The sequence below is a fragment of the Mesorhizobium sp. M1006 genome, assembly GCF_040318825.1.
Classification (GTDB): domain Bacteria; phylum Pseudomonadota; class Alphaproteobacteria; order Rhizobiales; family Rhizobiaceae; genus Mesorhizobium.
Window position 1 is genome coordinate 21,498 of sequence record NZ_JAMYMZ010000055.1, and the last position, 10,683, is coordinate 32,180.

Consider the following 10,683-nt stretch of genomic DNA (forward strand, 5'->3'; position numbering starts at 1 on the left):
ATTTGGTTTGTCTTAGAAGCCGTTCTTGCCCGGTATCCAGTTGGTGCCGGCCAGCGGCACGCCGGCCATGGCGGCGGCTTCGATCGTCAAGGCCACAAGATCCTCGGGCTCGAGATTGTGCAGGCTGTTCTTGCCGCAGGCGCGGGCGATTGTCTGAGCCTCAAGTGTCATCACCTTAAGATAATTCGCCAGCCGTCGGCCGGCCGCAATCGGATCGACCCGTTTCATTAGCTCGGGATCCTGCGTGGTGATGCCGGCCGGGTCGCGACCCTCATGCCAGTCGTCATAGGCGCCGGCGGTGGTGCCGAGCTCGTTGTATTCCGCCTCCCAGCGCGGGTCGTTGTCGCCGAGCGCGACAAGCGCTGCCGTGCCGATCGACACCGCATCGACGCCGAGCGCCAGCGCCTTGGCGACGTCGGCGCCGTTGCGGATACCGCCGGAGACGATCAGCTGCACCTTGCGGTGCATGCCGAGATCCTGCAGCGCCTGCACGGCCGGCCTGATGCAGGCAAGCGTAGGCTGGCCGACATTTTCAATGAACACTTCCTGGGTCGCCGCAGTGCCGCCCTGCATGCCGTCGACGACGACGACATCGGCGCCCGATTTCACCGCAAGCGCGGTGTCGTAATAGGGCCGCGCGCCGCCGACCTTGACGTAGATCGGCTTTTCCCAGTCGGTGATCTCGCGCAGTTCGAGGATCTTGATCTCGAGGTCGTCCGGCCCGGTCCAGTCGGGGTGGCGCGAGGCCGAGCGCTGGTCGATGCCTTTCGGCAGCGTGCGCATTTCGGCGACGCGGTCGGAGATCTTCTGGCCGAGCAGCATGCCGCCGCCGCCTGGCTTGGCGCCCTGGCCGACGACCACTTCGATCGCGTCGGCGCGGCGCAGGTCGCGCGGGTTCATGCCGTAGCGTGACGGCAGATACTGGTAGACCAGCGTCTTCGAATGGCCGCGCTCTTCCTCGGTCATGCCGCCGTCGCCGGTCGTCGTCGAGGTGCCGGACAGCGTCGCGCCGCGGCCAAGCGCTTCCTTCGCCGGGCCGGACAGCGAGCCGAAGCTCATGCCGGCAATAGTGATCGGGATTTTCAGTTCGATCGGTTTTTTCGCATAGCGCGAGCCGAGCACGACGCTGGTGTCGCAGCGCTCGCGATAGCCTTCGAGCGGGTAGCGCGAGATCGAGGCACCGAGGAACAGAAGGTCGTCGAAATGCGGCAGCTTGCGCTTAGCGCCGGCGCCGCGGATGTCATAGATGCCGGTCGCCGCGGCGCGGCGGATCTCGGAAAGCGTGTAGTCGTCGAAGGTCGCGGATTTGCGCGGCGTCGTCGGCGGGTTGCGATAGGTCATTGAGCCTCAATACGCGTCGGCGTTGTCGATATTGAAATTGTAGAGGGTACGAGCCGAGCCATAACGCTTGAACTCCGCCGCCTTGACGCCGGTCACACCGGCGCGGTCGAGCAAGCCTTGCAGCAATTCGAGATGCTCGGGCCGCATCTCCTTGCCGATGCAGTCGGCGCCGAGGCTTTCGACCTTGCCGCGCACGAAAAGCCGCGCCTCGTAGATGGAATCGCCGAGCGCATCGCCGGCGTCGCCCAGCACCACGAGGTTGCCGGACTGCGCCATGAAGGCCGACATGTGGCCGATATTACCATGGACGACGATGTCGATGCCTTTCATCGAGATGCCGCAGCGCGACGACGCGTTGCCTTCGATGACGAGCAACCCGCCCCGGCCGGTGGCGCCGGCATACTGGCTGGCATCGCCTTTGACGACGATCTGGCCGGACATCATGTTCTCGCCGACGCCGGGCCCGGCCGAGCCATGCACGGTGATGGTGCCGCCGTCGTTCATGCCGCCGCAATAATAGCCGACGCTGCCGCGCACATCGATGGCGACCGGCTGGTCGACGCCGGCAGCGACCGAATGGCTGCCTCGCGGGTGGAGCACCTCGCAGGCGGTCTCGTTCGAACCGGGCGCCAGATCGTGCAGCGCCTGGTTGAGCTCGCGCAGCGACATTTCGGCCAGATCGAAGACCCGTGATGCATGGCCCGGCTCGCGAGCCGCCTTGGAGAGGTTAATTGCCGGCATTGGTTCAATGCTCCCAGAAATAGACGGTTGCGGGCTCGGGTTCCCAGACCTTCGCATTGTCTATGCCGGGCAGTTTGGTGAGCGCACGATATTCCGAGCCGAAGGCGACATACTGGTCGGTTTCGGCCATTACGGCGGGCTTGCAGGCGATCGGGTCGCGCACCACGCCGAAGCCGTTCTTGGTGCCGACGACGAAGGTGAAAAACCCGTCGAGATCACTCAGCGTGCCTTCCAGCGCCTCGCCGAGGTTCTTGCCATGCGCCATCTGCGAGGAGAGATAGGCGGCAGCGACCTCGGTGTCGTTCTCGGTCTCGAATGTCATGCCTTCGCGGATCAGCTCGCGGCGGACATTGTTGTGGTTGGACAGCGAGCCATTATGCACCAGGCACTGGTCGGCGCCGGTCGAGAACGGATGCGCGCCCATCGTCGTCACCGCCGATTCGGTCGCCATGCGGGTATGGCCGATGCCGTGGGTGCCGGTCATCTCGCGGACGCCGAAACGGTCGACGACCGCTTCCGGCAGCCCGACTTCCTTGTAGATTTCGACGACGTCGCCGGCGCCCATGATGCGGATGTCGGGGCGCAGCGTCTGGATCGCCTCGCGCGCTTCGTCGATCTTGGCAGGCATCGTCCGGACCACGGCATGCGTCGACTTCGCAGCAATGCTCACCGGCGCGCCGATTGCCTTGGCAAGTTCGGCGTCGAGGCCGCGGAAATCGCGCTCCGGCTTGGCCGACTGGATGGTGATCTTGGCTTCATTGGAGGACGCGCCATAGATGGCGATGCCGGCGCTGTCGGGACCGCGATCGCTGAGCGAGATCAGCATCTCCGACAACATCGCGCCAAGCTGGGGCTCGAGCGACTTGTCCTTCAAAAACAGTCCGACGATTCCGCACATGTCAGCCTCCGCGAGTTTGTTCCCTCCGAGATGTATCGAATGAGTCCCGGGAATTCAATTGGTATGAAAAAAATTTTCCTGTCGTTATATATCGGCTGAGGCGCCGCCGGCCGCACTATCGCTGCGCTGGCCGCCATTGTGAACCCATTTGGCATAGCGGATGCGAGCGACCTTGTAGGCATCCAGGATCGACAGGGCATAGATCAGGAAGCCGCCGGCATGGCGTCCGACGAAGCTGGCGTCGGGCGGCGCGATCTTGGCGGTGACCCAGGCAAGGATCACTATGAAGAACAGGAATTGCAGGCCGCGCACCGGCACGCCGAGCACGACATGCCCGCTCGCCGGCAAGACGATCGCAGCGCCCAGAACCAGATAGGGGCTCGGTGGTGCGGGGGAGGTGGTGATCTGGCTGGTCATGCCGCTTGCCGTTTGCTTTGATTGATGGCGTCGCGCAGCGCCGAAGCCGACGACAGCAGCCTCTCAATCAGCACCGGATCGAGCCTGACCGTACCGAATTCGGCTTGCCGGAATACGCCGTAGCGCGCCCGCTCGGCCTCGGCCAGAAGCCAGACGATGCGCACGCCGTTCGGCGTGATCAGCAATTCCTTGGCGCGCTCCTCGGCAAAGATATCGAGGTGGCCGGCGATGATGGCTTCGGGGAAGCGCACGCCCTTGCGGTCGGTCCGCAGCACCGCCTCGGCCGGAAACCCCGCCGCCTTCGGCAGCGGATGGACGAGATGATCGAAATTGGAAAAAGTCGTCGGCGATCCCGGCCGCATCATCATATCGAAAGTGCCTGGTATCGCGACCTTTTCGGTGATCGAAACGCTCAGCCAGCGCGCCGGCAGCTTCCTGATCGCCAGCGTGTCGACGATGGTCCGCACCTGCACCCGCCGGCCGTTCCACGAGCCGGCGAAGGTAACGACGCCGGCAGTGCCGTCCGAGACGTTGGCCGCGTCGGGGATGACGGCGCGGACGCCGGCTTCGTCGGCGGCAAGCCCGGTCGAAGCCTTGGCGCGGCTGGCCCGCGCAAGCCAGGCTATATGGAGGACGAGAGCCAGGGCAACCGCCCCGGCGAGCAATGCTGAGATCACCTAACGCACCTCGTCACGCAAATGCCCGCCCAGACCGGGCGCGCCGTCAGTAGCCCTGCGGCTTCGGCCACGGCATGGTGAACTGGGCACCACGGCGCACGAATTTGTAGCGGTAGAAGTGGAACCACAGCGAGATCAGGAAGTAGAAGGCGACCATGGCGATCAGCTGCGAGCCGAAGCCGAGGAAGATCGCAAAGAAGGTGACGACGCAAAGGCAGAACAAGACGATAGCCGGCAGCGGATGGAACGGATGGGTGTAGCCGCGGCGGATCGAGCCGAGCGGCCACTTTTTCCTGAACATGATGATGTTGATGCTCATGAAGGTGTATTGCAGCACGCCCGACAGGATCGAGAAGGTGATCGCCTGGTTGAGGTCGGCGATGAAGGCGAAGGCGAGCGCGATCGGCAGCAGGAACAGGATCGAGCGATAGGGCGTGCGGTATTTCGGATGCACCGCCGAGAACCAGGTCGGCAGATAGCGGTCGCGGCCGAGCGAAAACCAGGCGCGCGCGGCGTCGTTGATGCAGCCATTGGCGGAGGCGAGCGCGGCAAGCAGCGTCGCGATGAACAACAGGTTCTCCAGCAGCGCACTGCCGGTCAGTTTGCCTGCATCCCACAGCGGATAATAGGTGATGCCGAGATATTCCCAGGGCATCATCGAGGCGCAGACATACCAGGTCATGGCGGCGGCGATCAGAAGCGTGATCATGCCGGCCATCGTGCCGTAGGGCAGCGAGCGCGCCGGCGAGCGCACTTCCTCGGCGGCCTGCGTGGTGCCCTCGATGCCGAGATAATACCAGATGCCGAACTGGAAGGCGGCGATGACGCCGATCCAGCCGTAGGGCAGGGCGTTGCCCGGGGTCACCAACTCGTTGAGCTTGAGCACGGCGCCTTGCGTCCACGGGCTGACCGAGAAGAACAGGATGACGATCGAGACATAGGCGATGGCAGTGATGACGAAGTTGACGTTAAGCGTCATCAGCACGCCGCGATAGTTCAGCCATGCCAGCACGACGATTGTCGCGGCGATGAAGGAATTGTGGGTGAGGCCCTCGACGCCGGCTTTGGCGACGATGGTGTCGCCGAGCAGGATCGCGTCCGACACTTCGAGCATGGTGTAGGCAAAGACCAGGAACAGCGCGACGTTGAAGGCCATCAGCGGCCCGACAATGTGCTTGGCCTGCGCATATTGGCCGCCGGCGGCGGCAACCGTCGAGGTCACTTCGGAATCGATCATCGCGACCGAGGTGTAGAGCAGCCCGACGATCCAGCAGACGATCAGCGCCGCCAGCGCGCCGCCCTTGTCCGCCGCGAAATTCCAGCCGGTGAATTCGCCGACCAGAACGATGCCGACACCGAGCGCCCAGACATGGGCGGGGCCGAGCACCCTGAGCAGTGAAACCCTGTCGCCCTGCACTTGCACCGCTGGTTCAGCCGTGATCGTCATCGTTCAATCCCCCACTCAGATCCGGTGTTTTTCGGACACGGCTTCAAGTTCGCCTTCCCTGGACGAGGTCAGCATCTCTTCGGAATAGGTCGTGTCGATCTTGAACCAGTCGTAGAGCATCCACAGCGCGAGCACGATCGAGATGCCCCAGCATGCGTAAGAGAGTGCCACCCACATGACGATGCTTCCTATCTATTTGTCGCCGAACTTTTCGTCGATGACGTCGCGGTATTCGCGGTCCGATGCGCGGAACAGAAAGATGAAATAGCCGATCAGCACCGCCGCCATAATGATCAGCGTCGGCCAGTCGATGATGTAGTGGAACCGGTTCTGGATGATGTCGTGCGCGGTTTCCGGCGTGTAGCCGAGCTTTTCCCAGATCGAGGCCATGGTCGGGTTCTGGCCGAGCGCTTCCCACGTCTTGGCGTCGAGCGCGTCGATGGATTTTGCCGCCCCTGCCAGCCCTAGTTTCAGCGGCAGCCACAGCGCGACGAAAATCGCGACCACAACGACGGCGATATCGAAAACCTGTCCGGCCTTGCTCTGTTCGGGCGGTGTATAGCGGGCCATGCGTCTCCCCCTCAGGACTTGCGGTTGCGGTAGGCGTCGGCGTTCTTGATGTCGAGGCCGTAGATGAAGTCCTTGTCTTCCTTGTAGTGGTTGACCATCGCCAGAATGGCGGCCGTGTTGAAGATCAGCACCGCGGCGGCGGCGACCGCGACGACGAGCTTGATGCCGGCGTCGGGGACGTATGGCCATGTCATGAACAGGACAAAGAGGATCGTCGCCCACAGGCAGACGATCAGGAGCATGGATCCACGCACGTCGGAACGGTACAACGCTTCCACGCGCTGTTGCAGGTCGGACATCGGCTTTCCCCTTTTTCAACGCCGGTCCGGATTGGCCGGTCATTGCCCTCTTTCAAGAGAGTGAAATTTTTTTCATAAAATCCGGCCGAATTCTGGAATTGTCAAGACGATTTTACGCGACGTTAACCGTTTGTTTGGGCGCGCCGGATTTGCCTGACAATGAAATTATTTGCTTACGGGTATTGCAGGCTCCCGGCGTTTGCGATCAATATTCAAGCCAACGCTCCCGCCTGTGTGCAGGGAGCAGGGGAAAGCAAAAAAGTTTCTTTCGAACGGAGGACAGCGGATGACGGCATCCTGGAGATTTTCGACGCTTGCGGATCGCCATCGCGCGCTCGGCTCGAAGCTCGAGGACTGGAGCGGCATGGGCACCGCCTGGACCTACGACAAGGACGCGGACGAAGAGTATATCGCCATCCGCACCAAGGCCGGCCTGATGGACGTGTCCGGCTTGAAGAAGGTCCACATCACCGGGCCGCACGCCTCGCACCTGATCGATCTGGCGACGACGCGCGACGTCGAAAAGATCTATCCCGGCAAGTCGGCCTATGCCTGCATGCTCAACGAGGCCGGCAAGTTCACCGACGACTGCATCCTCTACCGCACCGGCCCGAATTCCTGGATGGTCGTGCATGGCTCGGGCACCGGCCATGAAGAGTTGCAGCGCGCTTCCGTCGGTCGCGACGTGTCGCTGCGCTTCGACGACAATCTGCACGATCTTTCGCTGCAAGGCCCGACCGCCGTCGATTATCTGGCAAAGCATGTGCCCGGCATTCGCGACCTCAATTATTTCCACCACATGCAGACCCAGTTGTTCGGCTTTCCGGTGATGATCTCGCGCACCGGCTACACCGGCGAGCGCGGCTACGAGATCTTCTGCCGTGGCCAGGACGCCGGAACGATCTGGGACAGGATCCTCGACGAGGGCAAGAGTGCCGGCATCGTCCCGTGCCGCTTCACCACGCTCGACATGCTGCGCGTCGAGAGCTACCTGCTGTTCTACCCCTACGACAATTCGCAGAAATACCCGTTTGAGAACGAAGGCCCCGGCGACACACTGTGGGAGCTTGGTCTCGACTTCACCGTCAGCCCCGGCAAGACGGGCTTTCGCGGTGCCGAGGAGCACTACCGCCTCAAGGGCAAGGAGCGCTTCAAGATCTTCGGCGTGCTGCTCGAAGGCAAGGAGCCGGCCGACGAGGGCGCACCGGTCTATCGCGACGGCAAAAAGGTCGGCGTGGTGACCTGCGCCATGTATTCGCCGCTGGTCAAAAAATCGATGGGCATTGCCCGGCTCGACGTCGACTGCGCGGTGCAGGGCACCAGGCTCGAGATCCGCAACAAGAGCGGCACCATCAGCGCAACCGCCGAGCCGCTTCCTTTCGATGATCCGAAGAAGACCAAGCGCACGGCGAAAGGCTGAGGCATACTGCGGGTATGGCAGCGAAAAGCATCATCAGCCGCCCGGTCTATGGGACCCTGTCTCCGCAGCCCGGCAAGCATCATCTTTTCATAGCGGATGCAGAGGGAGCGCTGGCGATTGCCGATCTGGCCGCCAAGGCACCGGCGGATTTCTTCGGTGGCGCCCACATCATCTTCATTGCCGGACGCGATGGTAAATATGCCGATGCGCTCGAAGCCCTGAAGCCGGCACAGTTCTACCTCGGCCATTCCTTTGCCAGCGCCCTGCCGCGGCTGAAGCAGACGCTGGCCAACGCCCATATGGGCCTCAGGCTCTACCTTGCCGGCACCGAGGGGCTGATCGGCCAGGCCATGCAGGCGGCGCTCGAAGCCGGCATCGACCACACCTCGGTCCAGACCGAGCATCGCGGCTCGCTGGCGCGCCGCATGCAATGCGTCCATTGCAAGGGCATCACCGAGAACGTGACGACGCAGCCGGCAGCCTGTTCGCATTGCGGCCTCTTGCTTCTGGTGCGCGACCACTATTCACGACGCCTCGCCGCCTTCCAGGGCGTCTGCATCAACGCCGAGGACCGCAGCGAAATTCCTCCGACGGAGGAGATCTTTCGATGAGCACCGGCACCACCAAGCTCGACGTCATCGTCAGCGATGTCGTTCCGGTCAACGAGTTGGTGACGCGCTTTCACTTCCGCAGGCGCGACGGCGAGCTCTTGCCGACCTTTTCCGGCGGCGCCCATGTCGTCGTCGAGATGCGCGATGGCGAACGCACCAGGCTCAATCCCTATTCGCTGATGGGCTCGCCGCTCGATACCCGCGAATACACCATCTCGGTTCGCCGCGACGACGTCGGCCGCGGCGGCTCGCTGTTCATGCACAGGCAGGTCAGGCCGGGCACGGAGATGGTGGTCAGCTATCCCGTCAACCTGTTCTCGCTCGATCTGCGCGCCAGGAAGCATCTGATGCTGGCCGGCGGCATCGGCATCACCCCGTTCATGGCGCAGACCGCGCAGCTGGCGGCGGAAGGCGGCAATTTCGAGTTGCATTACACCTGCCGCACCGCCTCGCTCGGCACCTATGCCGACCTGCTCAGGGAGCGCTACGATCGCCGGGTCAGGCTCTATCACGACGACCGCGACGAGCGCGTCGATCTCGACCGGCTGTTGTCGTCGCAGCCGCTCGGCACGCATCTCTATGTCTGCGGCCCGTCGGGCATGATCGGCTGGGTGCGCGAGCGTGCCGCCGCCCTCGGCTGGCCTGCCGAGACCGTGCATTTCGAGCATTTCGCGGCACCGCAGCCCGGCGCGCCCTTCGACGTGACGCTGGCGCTCAGCGGCAAGATCATCCGTGTCGACGAGCAGCAGAGCCTGCTCGAGGCGATCGAGGCGGCCGGGGTCGATCCGCCCTATCTCTGCCGCGGCGGCGTCTGCGGCCAGTGCGAGACCAACGTCATTTCGCATGACGGCAAATTCATCCACAACGACCACTGGCTGAGCGAGGAAGACCACCGTTCGGGCTGCAAGATCATGCCCTGCGTCTCGCGCTTCGAGGGCCGGTCGCTGGTGCTGGAAAGATAGGAGGCGAGCTTGGGCATCACCTTTCGCAAGGAAACGTTCCGCGACGACTTCACCTTCAGGAACAGCCCCGAGCACATCAGGCGGTTCCCGTTCCCGTTCCACGAAGACAGCTACATGTATGCCGTCAACATCGAGCCGCATGTCGCCGGGCCGAAGGGCAGCGTGCTGGAGAATTTGATCGACGTCGACGAGCACTATGTCGCCGAGATGCAGGACCGCGCTTTGGTGCTGGCCGAGGATCCGCTGCGCTGCCAGTCGCTGCCGCACATGACGCTGGCCGGCTGGGATCTGCTCGAGCTTTTGATGGAGCAGCAGGCGCTGGGCTATCCCGAGCATTTCACGCTGACGCGCCATGGCGACCGCTGGCGCTGGATCAACCGACCGCTCGGCATCGACGACAGCTTCACCTTCGGCGACGTCTCGACGCTGCCCTATGGGCCGATGGAATACATCACCCGCCAGAGCCAGGGCGATTTCTGCATTCTCGACCAGCGCGACGGCAATCTGTGGATGGATGCCGGCATGGTCACCACCCAGGCCGACTGGTCGCTCGATTTCGACATCGGCATGAACTTCTTCGAATGGCACGCGCCGGTGCCGCTGGCGCATGAGAAGGGCATCTTCGTCCGGGCGCTAAAATTCCTCACCAACATCCAGCAGGGCAAGCCGGCGCGCCGGCTGAACTGGACGATGACAATCAATCCTCGCCTCGATACCAGCCCGGAAAATTATCACAAATGGGGTCCGGACCGGACCACGGTGACGCCCAAAAACGTCGGCGACAAGGTCCATCTGCGCGTCGAGCTGCAGAGCTTCTGGCGGCTGCCGCGCTCGAATGCGATCGTCTTCCCGATCCGCTGCTACCTGATCAAGATGGACGAGCTGGTGACGCAGCCGAAATGGGCAAGGCGCCTGCACCGCGTCATCCGCGACCTTCCCGACGAACTCGCCAACTACAAAGGCCTGACGCGCTACCGCGCGACGCTGGTCGAATGGCTGTCGAAGCTGGATGACGGCAGTGCGACATCGCCGGGGTTCGGGCCGGATTGAGGTTCTGTTTGCGAGGTTCGCGCTGCCCGTCAAGCTGCCAATCTCCCCCCAAGAGGGGGAGATGCCCGGCAGGGCAGAGGGGGGCGCCGTAGAGCGCCGGCCTTTAGCCCCCTTGCGACCAATCGAGGACGAGCTTGCCCTGCAGTTCAACGTAGCAGAGACCCTAGGATCCATATGTGGACGGCGCCCTGCCTGCAACGGTTGTTTTGCGTCGTTTTCGATCGCTTGCGTCCATATGTCCGGCCTTTGA

13 protein-coding genes are annotated in these 10,683 nt (G+C 63.2%); 4 read left to right on the forward strand and 9 right to left on the reverse strand.

Features of this window, described 5'->3' with window-relative positions:
• Nucleotides 1-12: 12 nt before the first annotated feature.
• The 9 genes from NKH60_RS30025 to NKH60_RS30065 all read right to left on the reverse strand — a co-directional run bounded on the left by NKH60_RS30025 (nucleotide 13) and on the right by NKH60_RS30065 (nucleotide 6,390).
• Nucleotides 13-1,341: an FMN-binding glutamate synthase family protein gene (locus tag NKH60_RS30025; protein ID WP_023673984.1), complete on the reverse strand. Its 1,329-nt coding sequence runs from the start codon at nucleotides 1,339-1,341 to the stop codon at nucleotides 13-15.
• 6 nt (nucleotides 1,342-1,347) lie between these two features.
• Nucleotides 1,348-2,082 carry a GltB/FmdC/FwdC-like GXGXG domain-containing protein gene (locus tag NKH60_RS30030; protein ID WP_352612293.1) on the reverse strand — a complete coding sequence of 245 codons (735 nt, stop codon included), beginning with the start codon at nucleotides 2,080-2,082 and terminating at the stop codon, nucleotides 1,348-1,350.
• Between the two features lie 4 nt (nucleotides 2,083-2,086).
• Entirely contained in the window at nucleotides 2,087-2,980 is an 894-nt protein-coding gene (locus tag NKH60_RS30035; protein ID WP_352612295.1) for a class II glutamine amidotransferase, read from the reverse strand.
• Between the two features lie 84 nt (nucleotides 2,981-3,064).
• The gene (locus tag NKH60_RS30040; protein WP_352612297.1) at nucleotides 3,065-3,397 is read right to left on the reverse strand and encodes a hypothetical protein; all 333 of its coding nucleotides are present in this window, start codon (nucleotides 3,395-3,397) and stop codon (nucleotides 3,065-3,067) included.
• The gene (locus NKH60_RS30045; RefSeq protein WP_352612299.1) at nucleotides 3,394-4,074 is read right to left on the reverse strand and encodes a hypothetical protein; all 681 of its coding nucleotides are present in this window, start codon (nucleotides 4,072-4,074) and stop codon (nucleotides 3,394-3,396) included. Before NKH60_RS30045 ends, NKH60_RS30040 begins: the two co-directional genes overlap by 4 nt.
• A gap of 46 nt (nucleotides 4,075-4,120) precedes the next feature.
• Entirely contained in the window at nucleotides 4,121-5,521 is a 1,401-nt protein-coding gene (locus tag NKH60_RS30050) for an APC family permease (protein ID WP_352612301.1), read from the reverse strand.
• A gap of 15 nt (nucleotides 5,522-5,536) precedes the next feature.
• Nucleotides 5,537-5,698 carry a hypothetical protein gene (locus tag NKH60_RS30055; protein WP_023673991.1) on the reverse strand — a complete coding sequence of 54 codons (162 nt, stop codon included), beginning with the start codon at nucleotides 5,696-5,698 and terminating at the stop codon, nucleotides 5,537-5,539.
• 15 nt (nucleotides 5,699-5,713) lie between these two features.
• On the reverse strand, nucleotides 5,714-6,091 hold the full coding sequence (locus tag NKH60_RS30060; protein WP_023673992.1) for a hypothetical protein: 378 nt from the start codon (nucleotides 6,089-6,091) through the stop codon (nucleotides 5,714-5,716).
• An 11-nt stretch (nucleotides 6,092-6,102) separates the two neighbouring features.
• On the reverse strand, nucleotides 6,103-6,390 hold the full coding sequence (locus NKH60_RS30065; protein ID WP_023673993.1) for a hypothetical protein: 288 nt from the start codon (nucleotides 6,388-6,390) through the stop codon (nucleotides 6,103-6,105).
• Nucleotides 6,391-6,676: 286 nt separating this feature from the next.
• Between NKH60_RS30065 and NKH60_RS30070 the strand changes: the two genes are divergently transcribed.
• From NKH60_RS30070 to NKH60_RS30085, 4 genes are read left to right on the forward strand one after another with little or no spacing between them, the layout of a single operon-like run.
• Nucleotides 6,677-7,810 (forward strand): aminomethyl transferase family protein, encoded by a 1,134-nt coding sequence (locus tag NKH60_RS30070; RefSeq protein WP_352612302.1) that lies wholly within the window; start codon nucleotides 6,677-6,679, stop codon nucleotides 7,808-7,810.
• 14 nt (nucleotides 7,811-7,824) lie between these two features.
• Entirely contained in the window at nucleotides 7,825-8,421 is a 597-nt protein-coding gene (locus NKH60_RS30075) for a dimethylamine monooxygenase subunit DmmA family protein (RefSeq protein WP_352612304.1), read from the forward strand.
• Complete coding sequence (locus NKH60_RS30080) at nucleotides 8,418-9,383, forward strand: PDR/VanB family oxidoreductase (RefSeq protein ID WP_352612306.1); 966 nt, start codon at nucleotides 8,418-8,420, stop codon at nucleotides 9,381-9,383. The genes NKH60_RS30075 and NKH60_RS30080 overlap by 4 nt, the downstream gene beginning before the upstream one ends.
• A 9-nt stretch (nucleotides 9,384-9,392) precedes the next feature.
• Nucleotides 9,393-10,433, forward strand: coding sequence for a heme-dependent oxidative N-demethylase family protein (locus tag NKH60_RS30085; RefSeq protein WP_352472314.1), 1,041 nt, complete (start codon nucleotides 9,393-9,395; stop codon nucleotides 10,431-10,433).
• Nucleotides 10,434-10,683: the final 250 nt, after the last annotated feature.